Source organism: Bradyrhizobium sp. 134 (assembly GCF_023074155.1).
GTDB lineage: Bacteria > Pseudomonadota > Alphaproteobacteria > Rhizobiales > Xanthobacteraceae > Bradyrhizobium.
The window spans coordinates 77,114-92,416 of record NZ_JADPKX010000036.1 but is presented as its reverse complement, the minus strand read 5'-3'; the positions used below and the strand labels follow the sequence as shown (position 1 = coordinate 92,416).

General features: G+C 63.5%; 20 protein-coding genes and 1 pseudogene. 9 read left to right on the top strand and 12 right to left on the bottom strand.

Features of this window, described 5'->3' with window-relative positions:
- The first annotated feature begins 96 nt into the window (after positions 1 to 96).
- Positions 97 to 459 (top strand): hypothetical protein, encoded by a 363-nt coding sequence (locus IVA75_RS14595; protein WP_027568670.1) that lies wholly within the window; start codon positions 97 to 99, stop codon positions 457 to 459.
- A gap of 6 nt (positions 460 to 465) precedes the next feature.
- Here the strand turns inward: IVA75_RS14595 and IVA75_RS14590 are convergent, their stop codons facing one another.
- Positions 466 to 771: a DUF6496 domain-containing protein gene (locus IVA75_RS14590; RefSeq protein WP_247291055.1), complete on the bottom strand. Its 306-nt coding sequence runs from the start codon at positions 769 to 771 to the stop codon at positions 466 to 468.
- Positions 772 to 857: 86 nt separating this feature from the next.
- Positions 858 to 1,070, bottom strand: coding sequence for a DUF3072 domain-containing protein (locus IVA75_RS14585; RefSeq protein WP_027568672.1), 213 nt, complete (start codon positions 1,068 to 1,070; stop codon positions 858 to 860).
- A gap of 115 nt (positions 1,071 to 1,185) precedes the next feature.
- On the opposite strand from IVA75_RS14585, the gene IVA75_RS14580 reads away from it, so the two are divergent.
- The gene (locus IVA75_RS14580; protein WP_247291425.1) at positions 1,186 to 1,407 is read left to right on the top strand and encodes a hypothetical protein; all 222 of its coding nucleotides are present in this window, start codon (positions 1,186 to 1,188) and stop codon (positions 1,405 to 1,407) included.
- A gap of 18 nt (positions 1,408 to 1,425) precedes the next feature.
- Positions 1,426 to 1,635 carry a hypothetical protein gene (locus IVA75_RS14575; protein WP_247291054.1) on the top strand — a complete coding sequence of 70 codons (210 nt, stop codon included), beginning with the start codon at positions 1,426 to 1,428 and terminating at the stop codon, positions 1,633 to 1,635.
- A gap of 98 nt (positions 1,636 to 1,733) precedes the next feature.
- Here the strand turns inward: IVA75_RS14575 and IVA75_RS14570 are convergent, their stop codons facing one another.
- Both IVA75_RS14570 and IVA75_RS14565 read right to left on the bottom strand, forming a co-directional pair.
- The gene (locus tag IVA75_RS14570; RefSeq protein ID WP_007594791.1) at positions 1,734 to 1,982 is read right to left on the bottom strand and encodes a hypothetical protein; all 249 of its coding nucleotides are present in this window, start codon (positions 1,980 to 1,982) and stop codon (positions 1,734 to 1,736) included.
- A gap of 95 nt (positions 1,983 to 2,077) precedes the next feature.
- Positions 2,078 to 2,335: a hypothetical protein gene (locus tag IVA75_RS14565; protein WP_247291051.1), complete on the bottom strand. Its 258-nt coding sequence runs from the start codon at positions 2,333 to 2,335 to the stop codon at positions 2,078 to 2,080.
- Between the two features lie 138 nt (positions 2,336 to 2,473).
- Between IVA75_RS14565 and IVA75_RS14560 the strand changes: the two genes are divergently transcribed.
- A complete protein-coding gene (locus tag IVA75_RS14560; protein ID WP_018456200.1) occupies positions 2,474 to 2,695 on the top strand; it encodes a hypothetical protein in 222 nt (73 codons plus the stop codon).
- Here the strand turns inward: IVA75_RS14560 and IVA75_RS14555 are convergent.
- Both IVA75_RS14555 and IVA75_RS14550 read right to left on the bottom strand, forming a co-directional pair.
- The gene (locus tag IVA75_RS14555; protein ID WP_247291049.1) at positions 2,692 to 4,182 is read right to left on the bottom strand and encodes an HWE histidine kinase domain-containing protein; all 1,491 of its coding nucleotides are present in this window, start codon (positions 4,180 to 4,182) and stop codon (positions 2,692 to 2,694) included. The two genes, IVA75_RS14560 and IVA75_RS14555, sit on opposite strands and share 4 nt — an antisense overlap.
- A gap of 13 nt (positions 4,183 to 4,195) precedes the next feature.
- Complete coding sequence (locus tag IVA75_RS14550; RefSeq protein ID WP_247359337.1) at positions 4,196 to 10,207, bottom strand: HAMP domain-containing protein; 6,012 nt, start codon at positions 10,205 to 10,207, stop codon at positions 4,196 to 4,198.
- A gap of 291 nt (positions 10,208 to 10,498) precedes the next feature.
- Here IVA75_RS14550 and IVA75_RS14545 point away from each other — a divergent pair, with 291 nt between their 5' ends.
- A complete protein-coding gene (locus IVA75_RS14545; RefSeq protein ID WP_247291045.1) occupies positions 10,499 to 10,780 on the top strand; it encodes a hypothetical protein in 282 nt (93 codons plus the stop codon).
- A gap of 17 nt (positions 10,781 to 10,797) precedes the next feature.
- Here IVA75_RS14545 and IVA75_RS14540 read toward each other — a convergent pair whose 3' ends face one another.
- Positions 10,798 to 11,310: a DUF4142 domain-containing protein gene (locus tag IVA75_RS14540; RefSeq protein ID WP_247291043.1), complete on the bottom strand. Its 513-nt coding sequence runs from the start codon at positions 11,308 to 11,310 to the stop codon at positions 10,798 to 10,800.
- Between the two features lie 95 nt (positions 11,311 to 11,405).
- Here IVA75_RS14540 and IVA75_RS14535 point away from each other — a divergent pair, with 95 nt between their 5' ends.
- The 3 genes from IVA75_RS14535 to IVA75_RS14530 all read left to right on the top strand — a co-directional run bounded on the left by IVA75_RS14535 (position 11,406) and on the right by IVA75_RS14530 (position 12,124).
- Positions 11,406 to 11,600 (top strand): hypothetical protein, encoded by a 195-nt coding sequence (locus IVA75_RS14535; RefSeq protein ID WP_247291041.1) that lies wholly within the window; start codon positions 11,406 to 11,408, stop codon positions 11,598 to 11,600.
- A gap of 107 nt (positions 11,601 to 11,707) precedes the next feature.
- Complete coding sequence (locus IVA75_RS40140) at positions 11,708 to 11,839, top strand: hypothetical protein (protein ID WP_256379041.1); 132 nt, start codon at positions 11,708 to 11,710, stop codon at positions 11,837 to 11,839.
- 78 nt (positions 11,840 to 11,917) lie between these two features.
- On the top strand, positions 11,918 to 12,124 hold the full coding sequence (locus IVA75_RS14530; RefSeq protein WP_007594775.1) for a hypothetical protein: 207 nt from the start codon (positions 11,918 to 11,920) through the stop codon (positions 12,122 to 12,124).
- Positions 12,125 to 12,260: 136 nt separating this feature from the next.
- On the opposite strand, the pseudogene IVA75_RS14525 reads toward IVA75_RS14530, so the two are convergent.
- Positions 12,261 to 12,505, bottom strand: a pseudogene (locus IVA75_RS14525) (hypothetical protein).
- Between the two features lie 175 nt (positions 12,506 to 12,680).
- Between IVA75_RS14525 and IVA75_RS14520 the strand changes: the two are divergent.
- Positions 12,681 to 12,848, top strand: a complete 168-nt coding sequence (locus IVA75_RS14520) for a hypothetical protein (protein WP_247291039.1) — start codon at positions 12,681 to 12,683, stop codon at positions 12,846 to 12,848.
- On the opposite strand, the gene IVA75_RS14515 is transcribed toward IVA75_RS14520, so the two are convergent.
- The 4 genes from IVA75_RS14515 to IVA75_RS14500 form a co-directional block, all read right to left on the bottom strand.
- Positions 12,845 to 13,333, bottom strand: a complete 489-nt coding sequence (locus tag IVA75_RS14515) for a DUF3147 family protein (RefSeq protein ID WP_027568682.1) — start codon at positions 13,331 to 13,333, stop codon at positions 12,845 to 12,847. The genes IVA75_RS14520 and IVA75_RS14515 overlap by 4 nt on opposite strands.
- Positions 13,333 to 13,680 (bottom strand): DUF3147 family protein, encoded by a 348-nt coding sequence (locus IVA75_RS14510; protein WP_027568683.1) that lies wholly within the window; start codon positions 13,678 to 13,680, stop codon positions 13,333 to 13,335. The genes IVA75_RS14515 and IVA75_RS14510 overlap by 1 nt, the downstream gene beginning before the upstream one ends.
- Positions 13,677 to 14,261 carry a phosphatase PAP2 family protein gene (locus IVA75_RS14505; RefSeq protein ID WP_247291037.1) on the bottom strand — a complete coding sequence of 195 codons (585 nt, stop codon included), beginning with the start codon at positions 14,259 to 14,261 and terminating at the stop codon, positions 13,677 to 13,679. The genes IVA75_RS14510 and IVA75_RS14505 overlap by 4 nt, the downstream gene beginning before the upstream one ends.
- 99 nt (positions 14,262 to 14,360) lie before the next feature.
- On the bottom strand, positions 14,361 to 15,251 hold the full coding sequence (locus tag IVA75_RS14500) for an SDR family oxidoreductase (protein ID WP_247291424.1): 891 nt from the start codon (positions 15,249 to 15,251) through the stop codon (positions 14,361 to 14,363).
- Between the last annotated feature and the right edge of the window lie 52 nt (positions 15,252 to 15,303).

Genomic DNA, 15,303 nt, shown 5'->3' with positions numbered 1-15,303 from the left:
GGCAATGAAGCCGCCGGGACGATTGCAAGCGTGGAACTTCGAACTTGCCGCCGCTGAGCTGGACCGGTCGGCAATTCGTATTTGATCGGTGCCGACATGGATCGATTGAAGCTCTCGCTGAGGACTGCGCTGCTCGTGGCGCCATTCGTGCTGTGGGGCGGAATCGCTCTCGGGCGTGACGACGGCCGCTACGCGGACTCTCCCCTCAAGCCATGGTTCGACGGTCTGCGCAGCCATCTCGGTCCGTGCTGCTCAGATGCGGATGGGTTTGCCGTCGCCGATCCCGATTGGGACTCGCACAATGGACATTATCGCGTGCGGCTCGACGGCGAGTGGGTCGACGTCCCGGACGAAGCCGTGATCACCGAGCCGAACCGGGCCGGCCGCACCATGGTGTGGCCGGTGAAGACCGCGTTCGGCGTTTCGATCCGCTGCTTCATGCCGGGCAGCATGATCTGACGGAGGTCAGCGCGACCGTTTGGAGGATTTGCGCTTCGACGTCTTCTTCGAAGTCTTCTTGGATGTTTTCCGAGATGTCTTCTTTGACGTCTTCTTGGACGTCTTTCGCTTCGCGGCTTTCTTCGGGACCTTCTTGCCCTTCTTGCGCGCTTTCGACAGGCCGATCGCGATTGCCTGCTTGCGGCTCTTCACGCGTCCGCCTCGACCGCCCGGTCCGCTTTTCGCGGTACCCTTCTTGTAGCGCTTCATCTCGCCTTCGACGTCGCTGCCGGAGCTGCGCGAGTAGCGGCGCTTCTTTGCCTTGCGTGCCATACATGTTCTCCCTTGGCCTGGGAAAACAATCCGAGACAGGCATGGTTCCGAAAGCGCGCATGCACGTCCCGGATATGCGGCTTAGTCTAGAACGAATCCGCCAGCTCGATCTCGGCTTCCAGCACCTGAATGCGCCGTGCTGCCTCGCTGGAGGACAGATCCCGCGCATATTGCGCGGGCTGATACGCCTCTTCGCTCAGCCGTTTCAGCCGGAGGCCCTGCGCCCGCGTCATCTGCTCGGTGAGGAAAGTCTTGGCGGTGAGGAGAGTCTTGGCGTCGTATTTACCCTGAACCTGCATGTCGCTGCTCCCTTCTGAAATCGTGACTTGACTATATGTTCTTATTTTGTTCTAACAAGTCATGGACAACAGAATTAATGAAATTCGACGTAAAATCAGCGCCTTGAGGCTGGAAATGGCCGATGTCGAGGCGGCCGTACGCGAACTCGTCGAGCGCGATCGGGACTGCACAGAGAAGGCCCTGGCGCAGATGGATCTGCGCCGGAAAATCAATCTGCTGATCGGCGAATGGAAGGCTGCAGGTGGCGGCGATGTCCTGCCGAATGTCCGCGATAGGATGCGCCTTCGTTCCGCGAACACATCAGGTAGTCCTCTGCGCGTGATCGCGCGCCGCTGAGAGCTTTGGGAGCGCACGGTGGAGGAAGACCCGGATGCGTACCGGATTCTAAAGCTGCGCGCCGAGATTCTCGAACTGGGCTCTGCCATCCGGCAGCTGCAACGCGAGGGGCTTGATGACGCCGCGGCCCAGCTCTTGATCGCGCGCAAGCGTGCACGACTCGACCATCTGGTGAAGTCAGATCCTGCAGGCGTTCATCCTGTTATCCTGGGAAGCCTTCGTAGCTGAAGGCTGCGCGCAACGCGGCCCGAGAAAAAGTTCGTTCGAACACCATAAGCAAAAAGGCCCCGCGGTCGCGGGGCCTCTATGAGTTGGACGAACAAAACCTACTTGGTGTTGCTCATGCCGCCCTTGTTGTTCGTCATGGTGCCGCCCTGATCGGAGCCGGGACCGGAGCCGCCCTGACCGGAGGGATCAGCACCCTTGGAGGACTTGGTATTGGCGCCTGTGGTGGTTTGCGACGATGACATCGAGGATCCGTGTTTTGCCTTGTGCGACTTGGCCTGCACGGCGAACGGTGCGGCGGCGAGGCCGGTGGCCAACATCACGGCAAGAGCGAGCTTGGTGGTCTTCATGTGCGGGAACTCCCTGAGTTGAATTGACGCAGGCAGCCAACTGCCATTCGCCGCAGGAGTTCCGAACAAAGAAGTTCCGGTAAATCTCGCGTCCTTCAAGATCGCTTGTCTTCTGCGAGGATGAATACGAGGCCGGTGAGTGTCGCCCCGATCGCGAACGTCGTCACCAATGTGAGGGCGAAAACGACAACGGCCTGGCTTCCGCCGTGATTCAGCAAATTGGCGACGGCTGGATTGGACAGCACGAGCAAGAGGCTGAAAGCGAGCCCTAAGGCTGCGCCCATCATGGCGTGCGTCATCAGCTTGACGAGCCCGCTCGGAGAGATCAGGTCCGACGACTTTTTCGCGCGCATGGAACTCTATCCCGATCTCGCAAGCAACGCCTGCGACACGCGCCGGTTCCACCCGCATGAAGGAATCGTTATCGCCCGCTTCATCCGACGTTCATGCCGGGTGGGCGAGAATGACCGCGCAACACGGGAACATTCGATATGGGTAAGGTGGTCTTTCTCTATCGCTCTCTGGCTTATCGCAACGCCGCCGCGGACATCCTCCGCAAAGCGCGCAAGCTGCCCCGCGGCGCGGAGCGAAGCGCGGCGTGCCGCTATGCCAAGGCGCTGCGCGATCTCGCCCAAACGGAAGCCTGGCTCGAAGGACGGGTCGCGCGCGAGCCGCAAACGACGCAGCGCAGGAAGAGTGCGGCCTCCGGTTAACCGGACGCGCGCTGCAATTCGGCGGAGCTGGCGGCTTCGAAGTTGCCGGGCGCGGTCGTCGCGGCAGTCTTGCGGACCAACGGCACCTCGAGCCGGCACAACAGACCCTCGGCGCGCCAATCGAATCGCGCCTGCCCGCCGAGCTGGGACTCGACGCTCGCAAGCAGGCTCCGCGTACCAAAGCCGCGGGATTTCGGCGTCATGACGAGCGGGCCGCCGGACTCCTCCCAGGTCAGCGTGAGCAGCTCATCCTCGACCTGCCAACCGATCGCGAGCTGTCCCGTCCGCGTCGAGAGCGCGCCATACTTCGCCGAGTTGGTGAAAAGCTCATGCAGGGCCAGCGCCAGCGTCTGGGCGGTTGCCGGCAGCAACTGAACTTCGGACCCCGCCAATTTGATCTGGCCGCCGAGGGAATAGGGCGCAAGCTCCTCGTCGATCAGCTTCGAGAGTTCGGCACCCTGCCAGCTCGACAGCGACAGGATCGTATGCACGCGCGCCAGTGCATTGATGCGTCCCTCGACGGCGCTGACATAGGCTTTGACTTCGTCGGCGCGGGTGAGGCGCACGATCGATTGCGCCAGCGCAAGCGCATTCTTGGCGCGATGATCGACTTCCCGCGCCAGGAGAGTCTGCCGTTCCTCGGCGCGCTTGCGTTCGGTGATGTCCACCGTCACGCCGCTGACGCGCATCACCCGACCGCTCTCGTCAACCGTGGCGGCGGCCGTGCCGACACACCAGCGCACATCGCCGTCGGGCCGCACGATGCGGAACTCCGTTTCATAGGAGCGTGTGCCCTTGTTGAATTCGGCGATCGCCTTGCGCAACTGATCGACGTCGTCCGGATGCAACAGCGCCTGAACGTTGGCCGGATTCACCTCGAAGCTCTCCGGGCCAACACCAAAGATGCGGTATTGCCCCTCGTCCCACATCCAGTCGCCGGTGATCCAGTCCCAGTCCCACGAACCCATCTTGCCGGCGGCGATCGCCATGCTGCGCCGCTCTTCGCTCTCGCGGAGCTTTGCGGTGGAATTCTCCAGCTCGGCGGTGCGTGCACGCACGCGGTCCTCGAGATCCTGGTTCAGCCGTTCGAGTTCGCGCGTCTTGCGATAGAGCTCTGCAAACACCTTGACCTTGGCGCGCAGCACCTCCGGCACGACCGGCACCGGGACGTAGTCGACAGCGCCCATCTCGTAGCCGCGCAGGCGGTCGATGTCGCTGACTTGAATGGCCGAGATGAAGATCATTGCGGTCTTCTGGAAGCGCGGGTGCTCGCGGATCATCGCGGCGAGCTCGAAGCCGTCGAGCTCGGGCATGCAGACGTCGACCAGGATCACCGCGATCTCGGTCTTGAGCAGCACCTCCAGAGCCTCGCGACCGGACGAGGCGATCACGAGGTTCTGGCCGAGATCCTTCAGGATCACCTCATAGGCGAGCAGCTTGGCCGGCTGGTCGTCGACGAGGAGGATGTTGACCTTTTCGTGGTCCATACGGGCATCCAACTCAGCGGTGCAGCCACATGCGGATTGCAAGCAGCAATTGATCGGTGTTGACGGGTTTGGCGAGGTAGTCGGACGCGCCGGCCTCGAGACATTTCTCGCGGTCGCCTTTCATGGCCTTGGCCGTCAACGCAATGATCGGAAGACGGGCGAAGGTCGGATTTTCACGAATGACGCCGATGGTTTGATAGCCATCCATCTGCGGCATCATGATGTCCATCAGCACGATGGCGATCTCCGGATTGGATTCAACCAGGGCCACCGCCTCGTTGCCGGTCGTGGCCGTCAGCACCTTCATGCCGCGTCGCTCCAGCACGCTCGACAGCGCGAAGATGTTGCGGGCGTCGTCGTCGACGAGCAGGGCGGTCTTGCCGATCAGGTCTTCGTCGGAACTGTTCAGCTTCTCGAGCATGCGCTGCTTCTCGACCGGCAACTCCGTGATCACGCGGTGCAGGAACAGCGCGGTCTCGTCAAGAAGGCGCTCCGGCGATTCCACACCCTTGACCACGATGCTTCGCGCCATGGTGTGGAGCTCCGCATCTTCCTCGGCCGACAACTCGCGGCCGGTGAAAACGACGACCGGGACATTCGACAGCGCCTCGTCGTTGCGGATCTGGTCCAGCACCTCGAAGCCGGTCATGTCGGGCAGGCGCAGGTCGAGCACGACGCAATCACAGGGGTTCTCACGCAGCATCGAGAGCGCGTCGGCACCGGTGCCGGTCGTCACGATCTCGATGTCGTCGTGGTGCAGGAGCTCGCGGATCGAGAGCTGCTCGGCCTCGTTGTCCTCGACGATCAGCAGCCGCTTGCGCCGCGGCCGCGCATATTCCTTGATCTGCGTCAGTGCGGCCGAGACGCCCTCGGTCGTCGTCGGCTTGTTGACGAAGGAGAAGGCGCCGCGCGCCAGCGCATGCTGGCGGTCCTCGTCGAGCGTGATGATCTGCACGGGGATGTGGCGGGTCAGCGGATTGTGCTTGAGCTGGCTCAGCACGGTCCAGCCGAGCATATCAGGCAGGAATACGTCGAGGGAGACGGCCCGCGGCTGGTACTGCTTTGCAAGCTCCAGCGCCTCCGCGCCGCGGGCGGCGACCAGCACCTTGAAGCCCTTGTCGCGCGCGAGATCGACCAGCACACGCGCGTAATGCGGGTCGTCCTCGACGATCAGGAGGATGCTGTCGCCGGGTTCGAGGTTGAGCCGGTCGTCGGGAAGCTGCTCGATCACGCGCTGCGGTTCGGCTGTCGCGGGCTGCAGCGCCGGCGGCTGGCTCTGTTGAGGCGTCGCGCGGGGCGCGAGCGTCGGTCCGGAATATTTCAGCGGCAGGTAAAGCGTGAAGCACGAGCCCTTGCCCGGCAAGCTGCGCAGGTGGATCTCGCCGCCGAGCAGGCTTGCGAGCTCGCGGCTGATCGCAAGGCCGAGGCCGGTGCCGCCATATTTGCGGCTGGTGCCGGCATCCGCTTGCTGGAACGCCTCGAAGATCAGCTTCTGCTTCTCCAGGGGAATGCCGATGCCGGTGTCGGACACTTCGAATGCGATCACCGCCGGCGCCGAGTTCAGCACGGGATGATCCGTGCCCCAGCCGCCGACCGCGGCGGCGACCTTCAGGCGCACCTCGCCCTCGGCGGTGAACTTGAAGGCGTTGGAGAGCAGGTTTTTCAAAACCTGCTGCAGGCGCTTGGAGTCGGTGACGAGGCTGCGCGCGAGATTCGGATCGACGTCGATCTTGAACGAAAGGTTGCGGTTCTCCGCCTCGTGACGGAACGGCCGCCCGACCGTTTCGAGCAGGTTCGCGGTCAGGATTTCCTCGGCGTCGACCGTTACCGTACCGGACTCGATCTTCGAGAGATCGAGAATGTCGCTGATGAGATTGAGCAGGTCGGTGCCGGCGCCGTGGATGGTGCGGGCGAATTCGACCTGCTTGCCGGTAAGATTGCCGTCCGGATTGTCGGTGAGCTGCTGGCCGAGGATCAGGATCGAGTTCAGCGGCGTGCGCAGCTCGTGGCTCATATTGGCCAGGAACTCGGACTTGTACTTCGAGGTCAGCGCGAGCTCGGTCGCCTTTTCCTCCAGTGCGCGGCGGGCCTGCTCGATCTCCTGGTTCTTGCGCTCGACTTCGACGTTGCGCTCGGCGAGTTGCTGCGCCTTCTGTTCGAGCTGATCGTTGGTCTGCTGCAATTCGCGCTGCTGGGTCTGGAGCTCGCCAGCGAGCTGCTGCGACTGCTTGAGCAGGCCTTCGGTCTGCATCGTCGCCTCGATCGAGTTGAGCACGATGCCGATCGAGTCCGTGAGCTGCTCCAGGAAGGTCATCTGTGAGGTCGTGAAGGAGGTCAGCGAGGCGAGCTCGATGACCGCCTTGACCTGGCCTTCGAACAGCACCGGCAGCACCACGAGGTTCTTCGGCGCGACGCGAAGCAGCGCTGAGTTGATCGGCACCACGTCGGGCGGAATGTCCGCAATCACGCGCGGGCGCCGGTCGAGCGCGCATTGGCCGATCAGGCCGTCGCCTAATGGCAGCACGCGCGGATACGGATAGACGCCATCGCCGGCGTAGGAGGCAAGCAGCAGGAGCCGCGGACTGTCTTCGTTCTCGACCTGATAGATCACGCCGGTATGCGCATTCACCAGCGGCGACAATTCGGTCAGCAGCAGGCGACCGACGGTGGTGAGATCGCGCTGGCCCTGAAGCATGTTGGTGAATTTCGCCAGATTGGTCTTCAGCCAGTCCTGCTCGGTGTTCACGTCCGTCGTGAGACGGAGGTTCGTGATCATCGTGTTGATGTTGTCTTTCAGCTCCGCGACCTCGCCGCGGGCGTCGACCTGGATCGACCGCGTCAGGTCGCCCTTGGTCACGGCGGTCGCCACTTCCGCGATCGCGCGCACCTGCGAGGTGAGGTTGGCCGCCAGCAAATTGACGTTGCCGGTGAGATCCTTCCAGGTGCCGGCGGCGCCGGGCACGTCGGCCTGACCGCCGAGCCGGCCCTCGACGCCGACCTCGCGCGCCACCGACGTCACCTGGTCGGCGAAGGTCGCGAGCGTCTCGGTCATGTTGTTGATGGTATCGGCGAGCGCCGCGACCTCGCCCTTCGATTTCACGGTGAGGTTCTGCTTGAGGTCGCCATTGGCGACCGCGGTCACCACCTTGACGATGCCGCGGACCTGCTCGGTCAGGTTCGCCGCCATGAAGTTGACGGTGTCGGTGAGATCCTTCCAGGTGCCGGCGACGCCGGGCACCTGGGCCTGGCCGCCGAGTTCGCCTTCGGTGCCGACCTCGCGCGCAACGCGCGTGACTTCGCCGGCGAACGCATTGAGCTGGTCCACCATGGTGTTGATGGTGTTCTTGAGCTCGAGAATTTCGCCCTTCACGTCGACGGTGATCTTGCGCGACAGGTCGCCGCGCGCGACGGCGGTGGTGACTTCGGCGATGTTGCGGACCTGGGTGGTGAGGTTCGCGGCCAGCAGGTTGACGTTATCGGTGAGGTCCTTCCAGGTGCCGCCGACGCCGGGCACGACGGCCTGGCCGCCGAGCCGGCCCTCGGTGCCGACCTCGCGCGCGACGCGCGTCACTTCCGCGGCGAAGGAGCGGAGCTGCTCGACCATGGTGTTCAAGGTATCCTTGAGCAGCAGAATTTCGCCGCGCACGTCCACCGTGATCTTCTTCGACAGGTCGCCGCCGGCGATCGCGGTTGCGACCTCGGCGATGTTGCGGACCTGCGCGGTGAGGTTCGAGGCCATGAAGTTGACGTTGTCGGTGAGATCCTTCCAGGTGCCGGCAACGCCGGGCACTTCGGCCTGGCCGCCAAGCTTGCCTTCGGTGCCGACCTCGCGGGCGACGCGCGTGACTTCACCGGCAAAGCCGTTGAGCTGGTCCACCATGGTGTTGATGGTGTTCTTCAGCTCCAAAATCTCACCACGGACGTCGACGGTGATCTTGCGCGAGAGGTCGCCGCGCGCCACGGCAGTGGTGACTTCGGCGATGTTGCGGACCTGGGCGGTGAGGTTGCCCGCCATCGAGTTGACGCTGTCGGTGAGGTCTTTCCAGGTGCCGGCGACGCCGGGCACTTCGGCCTGGCCGCCGAGCTTGCCTTCGGTGCCGACCTCGCGCGCGACGCGCGTGACTTCGCCGGCGAAGGCGTTGAGCTGGTCGACCATGGTGTTGAGCGTTTCCTTCAGCTGAAGGATTTCGCCCGACACGTTGACGGTGATCTTCTTCGACAAATCGCCCTTGGCGACCGCGGTCGCGACTTCGGCGATGTTGCGGACCTGGCCGGTCAGGTTCGAGGCCATCGAGTTGACGCTGTCGGTGAGATCCTTCCAGGTGCCGGCGACGCCGCGCACCTGGGCCTGGCCGCCGAGCTTGCCTTCGGTGCCGACCTCGCGGGCGACGCGCGTGACTTCGCCGGCAAAGGCGTTGAGCTGGTCCACCATGGTGTTGATGGTGTCTTTCAGCTCCAGGATCTCGCCGCGGACATCGACGGTGATCTTTTTCGACAAATCGCCGCCCGCGACCGCGGTCGTCACCTCGGCGATGTTGCGGACCTGCGCGGTGAGGTTCGAGGCCATCGAGTTGACGCTCTCGGTCAAGTCCTTCCAGGTGCCGGCGACGCCGAGCACGTTGGCCTGACCGCCGAGCCGGCCCTCGGTGCCGACCTCGCGCGCGACGCGCGTGACTTCGCCGGCGAAGGCGTTGAGCTGGTCGACCATGGTGTTGAGCGTTTCCTTCAACTGAAGGATTTCGCCCGAGACGTTCACCGTGATCTTCTTCGACAGATCGCCGCTCGCGATGGCGGTGGCAACGTCGGCGATGTTGCGGACCTGCGCGGTGAGGTTCGACGCCATGAAGTTGACGTTGTCGGTGAGGTCCTTCCAGGTACCGGCCACGCCCGGCACCTGGGCCTGGCCGCCGAGCTTGCCTTCGGTGCCGACCTCGCGCGCGACGCGCGTCACTTCCGAGGCGAACGAGTTGAGCTGGTCCACCATGGTGTTGATGGTGTCTTTCAGCTCCAGGATTTCGCCTCGTACGTCCACCGTGATCTTGCGCGACAGGTCGCCGCGCGCCACGGCGGTGGTGACGTTGGCGATGTTGCGCACCTGCGCGGTGAGGTTGCCGCACATGGCGTTGACGCTGTCGGTGAGATCCTTCCAGGTGCCGGCGACGCCGGGCACGATGGCCTGGCCGCCAAGCTTGCCGTCGGTGCCGACCTCGCGCGCCACGCGCGTCACTTCCGAGGCAAAGGAACGGAGCTGGTCCACCATCGTGTTGATGGCTTCCTTGAGCTGAAGGATCTCGCCGCGGACGTCGACCGTGATCTTCTTCGAGAGGTCGCCGTTCGCAACTGCGATCGTCACCTCGGCGATGTTGCGAACCTGGTTGGTCAGGTTGTTCGCCATCGAGTTGACGCTCTCGGTCAGATCCTTCCAGACGCCGGTCACTTCCGGCACCTGGGCCTGGCCGCCGAGCTTGCCTTCGGTGCCGACCTCGCGCGCCACGCGCGTCACTTCGGAGGTGAACACGCCGAGCTGCTTGATCATGGTGTTGACGATGGTCGCCGACTGCAGGAATTCGCCGCGCAGGGGACGCCCATCGACGTCGAGCTTGACGGTCTGGAGCAGGTCGCCCTGTGCCACGGCTGCGACCGCGCGCGTCACCTCGCGGGTCGGCCACAGCAAATCGTCGATCAGCGTGTTGACCGAGCCTTCCATGTCGGCCCAGGAGCCGGAGGCCAGCCCGAACTTCACGCGCTGGCGCGTCTTGCCCTCGCGGCCCACCACCTGGCCGACCAGCTCGAGCTGCTGCGCCATGCGCTGATTGGCGGCGATGATATCGTTGAAAGTGTCGGCGAGCTTGCCGTCGATGCCGAGATAGTCGCCGCTCATGCGCACGGAGAAATCGCCGTTGCGCATGGCCTGCAGGGCGAGCAGCAATTCTGCCCGGGAATCGGGCTCCGACATGCCGCTGGTTTTTGGCTTTGGAACGCGACGACCGGAACGTGATGCAGATCCGGGATCGAGGTCGCTCATACTGATTCCCCCGCAGGCGTCAGCCGATTCCCAGGCAAGACGCGATTGTCAAAATAGAGCGTCAGCCAAATTCGAAATCAAGCGCCAACGTGACGGCGCCAGGAAGTGGAACCTGCTTTGCTCAGCCCGATTAACACAAGCGCGATCCCTCGGAATGGTTCCGTCCGGTTCCCAGTTTTTCCGGGCGGAAGAGAAAAGAGAAGAGGCGAGGCCGCTTTCGGGCCGCCGTGATCTGCCTTCCGGAACGGAGCGCCGGGCGTGCCGTTAGCCCGCAGATACAGGAGAGCGCACATGAAAGCAGGATTTGCCGTCATCGGCACAGTGATGTTGTTGGCCGGATCGGCGTTGGCGCAGGGCGGCGCGCCCAGCGGCCGTGGTGCCGTGACCGGCGATCCAGCCGCAAGCTCCGCCACCCCACGCGCGGACACACCAACCACGGGTACGTCGACCCGGTCCAATCCCAGCGGTAGCGGCACGTCGAGTTCGGGCGGCAAGGATGACAATGGGGATGCCGGCCGAGAAAAGATGCTGGAGGGTAACCGCAGCGCGCAGCCGGAGAGCCGGCAAAAGTAAGGGGCTACTTGGCAGTCCTACTTGTCTGCCATGGTGCGCTCGGCGTCCCTGACCTGTGAACGCAACATCGGGAGCTGCTCCCGCGCGAAGGCTGCAAGCGCGGCATTGTCGGGCGCCTTGAGATAGCGTTCGAGCAGCTCGATCACAGATTCATACTCGGGAATTTGCGCGGCATAGAAGCTTCTGACGAAAGTCGGTCCGTCCGAGGTTTCGGGCTCGATCAGGCTCGCGCTCGCCGGAGTCGTCTTTGTGACTCGCGGTTCGGTGCCGATCGCCTCCTGGATCTCCTTCAGGGCCTTGTCCCGCCGGGCCGCTTCTTCGGCGCGCAGGGCGGCGAGGTTCTTGACCTCGGCATTACCCTTGAGGTCGGTGCTCTCCAGCAGACCCTGCTGGAAGCGGCTGAAGCTGTAGAGGTCGCTGATGGTCTCGGTTGCGGTCGGCGTGCGGCCGGCCGGCCTTCGCTCCCCGGTGCTGTCGGCAAGCGCTGCAGTGCTGATGAACGCCAAAACTACCGCGAGAAGAATCCGCATGGATATCCAATGGCGGATGGCGGGCGAAGTTCCGCAGATGTTACGATCCGGTAAGGGCGGTTGCGACGCGACGGTTCCGTCCCCAATTCGTATTGATGAAACAGTCCGAGATCTTCAGAGATAACGCCGATAACTGCCTCCATCTCGCTGAGCGCGCTGAAGGACAGCCGTCACACAATCGTTTTTTGCGCATGGCGAACGCGTGGACGGCACTCGCCAACGAGCAGGATTGGCTCGATGGCGAGGTGCCGCCCGTTCCAGCCCGCATCCGTCAAAAGCAGGATGCGTAATAATGCTCTCGTTTCCTGGATCTGCGTGTGAGACTGCTCACGGACGGCAAGCAGGATCATTCGTAACAGTCGATCGCGTTGATTTCCTATTCCGGGAGGTTTTTGCAATGGCTCCACGTCTGGCTCTTCTTTCGCTCATCCTCGCCTTTGGCGTGTCGGTCGCGTTCGCCACGGTGACGACGGTGCGGCAGGTGCATCATGAAAATGCATCGGCCCCGGTGCACTCAGCGCACAGTTAGCAGTCTGATCTCGCGGGTCGGAACCTTCGACGCTCCGGCGCGTAAGCGCTTCGAGACAGCAAAGAGGCGAGAGCTATCATGGCCCATTCCGACCAAGGCATCATCAGAGATCAGCGCGGTGAACAGCAGCCGCGGGACAAGCAGCGCGCGCAGACCGTACACAAGTCGGAGCCAAAGGGCTCGCCCTCTCGTGAGGCCACGCGCGATCCCAAGCTGAACGACAATAGCAAGACGCCCGGCTCCGGCATGGCGCCGGATGATTCCGGTGACGCGCCGAGCGGCTAATCCATCAGGAACGAAACCGCTCGCAAAGAGTCGAGAGATTGCTTCCGGTTGTCATGCCCCCGGTGATCCGGAAGTAATCTCCAAGGACGGCCCCGGCACCCCGTGCCGGGGCCGTTTGCTTGAGCATCAGGCTGGACTAATCCTCGGCATCGCGCTGCGAATGGGGTTGCGTATGGCCGTCCGGGCCGCGGCCGAAAACTCCGAACCTGCTCGATTTGACATTCGCCCCTGCGTCGACCGCGGCGGTGGCGAGTCCGAGCTTCAGGAGCTCGCGCACGGCTGCGGCTCGCGTCGGCATGCGATGTTTGAACCGGAAGTCATCGCGGCCAGTTCTTCCGGTGACAGCATGACCTGGAGCCGCTCGGCGCGAAGGTCGTTCATGATCAATCACCCAAAATGAGCAAGTTGAGTAGTTTACTCAACGAACTCATTCGGCCGCGGTTCCACAAGATGCGGCTATGGCGCCAAGTTAGCAAAAAAATCAACAAAATCAATAAGTTATATGATGCAAAGGCCATTGGGCAGGTGTATGCTCCCGGCAAATGGGAGAGACGTCATGACGAGCGAAGTCAGGTTGCCCCGCATACATATCGAAGACAGCGAGGCACCCAAGCCGGTGCGCCTCAGCCACCAGAAGGTCATCGAGCAGGTCGAGCGCTGGGCCAACAGCCCGGGCCTTCAACCGCCGAGATTGCAGCCGTCAACGCATGCCAAGGCGGGCTAGCGCTTCGCAAGGGAAGAGCCCTTGGCCGATAGCGAATGGGCGGACCGGTGCGGTTTGCGGGAGACGATGCGCAGCTTCCGCCTGAGCCACCAGGCCAATACCGAAACGAAGGCCCAGGCTATCAACGCGGCAGCGAAGGCGCCCGGAACGCTCGCAGCCACGGTGAAGTGAAAGACGGCGGCGAATGCCAAGAGACCGATGCTTCCCCAGGCGGCGCCGGCCGCGTCCAGCGCGGCGGCCTCTTGCCCGCGGCGCGTGCCGCTGAGGCCGGCCTTCTCCTTGGTGCGGCGTTCATGGCTTTCGACCAGCGTGGCGCTGGCGCAGAAGATAGCGGGAAGCGCAAGGAAGAGTCCGCCGACGGACACACCGAAGCGCGCCCCCAGAACCCCCGTGAGCACGGTCGCCAGGCCGCCGAGCAGGAAACGAATGCCGTATTCGTACCAGCGTGTCTGCTTCAGCGCGGAGAGCGACAGCTTGACCGGCATCAGGCCGCACCTCCAAAGCCGGCGAGCAGGCCGAAGGCGACCGCAAGCCACACGATAACAGCGAGGACGGTCGCCGGCAGCGCGGACACACGGTATCTGATCAGCAGATGGCAGACGACGACGCTGTAGCAGCCGAGCGCGACCGCGCCATAGATCATGGTCCAGCTTTCGGCCGCGGCATATTGCGGGCCGTGCTGGACGACGGCGATGCCAAGCGTCGCCAGTGCGACTGACGGTGCTGCGCCGAGCAACCCCGCAAAGCTTTTGGGTTTGAGCATATCCCCCAAGATCGCAAAAGCCGAGACGATGATGCCACCGGCGATGAAGCGCACGATATATTCGGTCACGGCTTTTCTCGCCGATTGACTTGCTTGCGGAACGATTGCGTCAGTGTCCATGGCCGCACGAGTCTCTCTACGGCCGCGCCAAGCGCGAAGCCTGCGACCACGTCGCTTGCCCAGTGTGCGAGCACCGCAATCCGTGTCAGCGACAGCGCGATCGCTGCCGTGCGCAGCAATCGGCGCGGCGTCTTCGGCAGCAAGCCCGCCGCCGAGGCAAGTGCGCCCATATGGACCGCGTGACCGGACGGGAAGGCGTCGCGCGCCTGTCCTGAGATGGGTACTCCATGTCGGTGTCCGCGTATGGTCAGCCGGTCTGGCCTGGTCTGATCGAATACGGATTTCAGGACATGCGGCAGGACGGCCGTCGCCAGCGACACGGCCAGAATGTGATTTGCCACGGGCCGCTGTTGCGGCTGCCGAATGTGAGTATAGAGCCACCCTATTGCGGCCAGCGCGAGCAGCACGTGCTCGTCGGCGGCCCAGGTCAATGTCTGCGCCGTGTGCTCGACGCCTGAATTGGTGTGATCAGCGATCGTATCCGCGATCGCGGTATCGATCCGGCTGGGTTTGACCTCTACCAATGCCATCGGTCTGCAAGCGTGATGTCCTTTGTGACAGTTTTGTAAAGCCGGGGGACAAAGAAGGTTCCTGGGCTTTGCCTCGTGGCATCAACCTGCAGCGCCGGACTACGGCTGTCCCGATCCACCCGCGGACCCATACACCTGGCCGGTCGCATAGCTCGCGTCGGCTGCGGCAAGCTGCACGTAAATCGAGGCCAGTTCGGCGGGCTGGCCGGGACGGCCGAGCGGCGTCATGCCGCCGAATTTTTCGAGCTTCTCCATGGTGGCGCCGCCGGAGACCTGGAGCGGCGTCCAGATCGGTCCCGGTGCGACGCCATTGACGCGGATGCCCTTCGGACCCAACTGCTTCGCCAGCGATTTGACGTAGTTCATCGTCGCTGCCTTGGTCTGCGCGTAGTCGTAGAGCTCCGGCGACGGGTCGTACGCCTGCTCCGATGTCGTGCCGATGATGCACGAACCGGGCTTCAAATGCGGCAGCGCCGCCTTGATGATCCAGAATGGCGCATAGATATTGGTCTTCATCGTCGCGTCGAAATCTTCGGACGATACGTCGAGGATCGATTCACGGCTCTGCTGCCGTGCGGCATTGCAGACGATGATATCCAGGCCGCCCAGCCCCTGCGTGGCCTGCTCGACCAGCTTCTTGCAGAAAGCCTCATCCTTGAGGTCGCCGGGGATCGCGAGCCCGATACGCCCTTCCTTCTTGATCAGCGCGATAACGTCCTGCGCATCGGGCTCTTCCGCCGGCAGATAGTTGATGGCGACGTCGGCGCCTTCGCGCGCGTAGGCTATCGCAGCGGCGCGGCCCATACCTGAATCACCACCGGTGATCAGCGCTTTACGGCCAGCGAGCCGGCCGGAGCCCTTGTAGCTGGTCTCGCCGTGATCCGGAGGCGGCTCCATCTTGCCGGCGAGGCCAGGCCAGGGCTGCGATTGTTTTTTGAACGGCGGCTTTGGAAAGCGGGTGACGGGATCGACCAGTTTCTGCTCGGCCATTTTCTGCTCGGCCATGGAGGCGTCTCCTTTCGCTGTCGAAGAGGCCAGCGAA

What these genes read in the sequence shown, in the direction of transcription:
- IVA75_RS14595 (WP_027568670.1), top strand. Translation starts at nt 97, where the DNA reads ATGGATCGATTGAAGCTCTCGCTGAGGACTGCGCTGCTCGTGGCGCCA.
- IVA75_RS14590 (WP_247291055.1), bottom strand. Translation starts at nt 771, where the DNA reads ATGGCACGCAAGGCAAAGAAGCGCCGCTACTCGCGCAGCTCCGGCAGC.
- IVA75_RS14585 (WP_027568672.1), bottom strand. Translation starts at nt 1,070, where the DNA reads ATGCAGGTTCAGGGTAAATACGACGCCAAGACTCTCCTCACCGCCAAG.
- IVA75_RS14580 (WP_247291425.1), top strand. Translation starts at nt 1,186, where the DNA reads ATGGCCGATGTCGAGGCGGCCGTACGCGAACTCGTCGAGCGCGATCGG.
- IVA75_RS14570 (WP_007594791.1), bottom strand. Translation starts at nt 1,982, where the DNA reads ATGAAGACCACCAAGCTCGCTCTTGCCGTGATGTTGGCCACCGGCCTC.
- IVA75_RS14565 (WP_247291051.1), bottom strand. Translation starts at nt 2,335, where the DNA reads ATGCGCGCGAAAAAGTCGTCGGACCTGATCTCTCCGAGCGGGCTCGTC.
- IVA75_RS14560 (WP_018456200.1), top strand. Translation starts at nt 2,474, where the DNA reads ATGGGTAAGGTGGTCTTTCTCTATCGCTCTCTGGCTTATCGCAACGCC.
- IVA75_RS14555 (WP_247291049.1), bottom strand. Translation starts at nt 4,182, where the DNA reads ATGGACCACGAAAAGGTCAACATCCTCCTCGTCGACGACCAGCCGGCC.
- IVA75_RS14550 (WP_247359337.1), bottom strand. Translation starts at nt 10,207, where the DNA reads ATGAGCGACCTCGATCCCGGATCTGCATCACGTTCCGGTCGTCGCGTT.
- IVA75_RS14545 (WP_247291045.1), top strand. Translation starts at nt 10,499, where the DNA reads ATGAAAGCAGGATTTGCCGTCATCGGCACAGTGATGTTGTTGGCCGGA.
- IVA75_RS14540 (WP_247291043.1), bottom strand. Translation starts at nt 11,310, where the DNA reads ATGCGGATTCTTCTCGCGGTAGTTTTGGCGTTCATCAGCACTGCAGCG.
- IVA75_RS14535 (WP_247291041.1), top strand. Translation starts at nt 11,406, where the DNA reads ATGAAACAGTCCGAGATCTTCAGAGATAACGCCGATAACTGCCTCCAT.
- IVA75_RS40140 (WP_256379041.1), top strand. Translation starts at nt 11,708, where the DNA reads ATGGCTCCACGTCTGGCTCTTCTTTCGCTCATCCTCGCCTTTGGCGTG.
- IVA75_RS14530 (WP_007594775.1), top strand. Translation starts at nt 11,918, where the DNA reads ATGGCCCATTCCGACCAAGGCATCATCAGAGATCAGCGCGGTGAACAG.
- IVA75_RS14520 (WP_247291039.1), top strand. Translation starts at nt 12,681, where the DNA reads ATGACGAGCGAAGTCAGGTTGCCCCGCATACATATCGAAGACAGCGAG.
- IVA75_RS14515 (WP_027568682.1), bottom strand. Translation starts at nt 13,333, where the DNA reads ATGCCGGTCAAGCTGTCGCTCTCCGCGCTGAAGCAGACACGCTGGTAC.
- IVA75_RS14505 (WP_247291037.1), bottom strand. Translation starts at nt 14,261, where the DNA reads ATGGCATTGGTAGAGGTCAAACCCAGCCGGATCGATACCGCGATCGCG.
- IVA75_RS14500 (WP_247291424.1), bottom strand. Translation starts at nt 15,251, where the DNA reads ATGGCCGAGCAGAAACTGGTCGATCCCGTCACCCGCTTTCCAAAGCCG.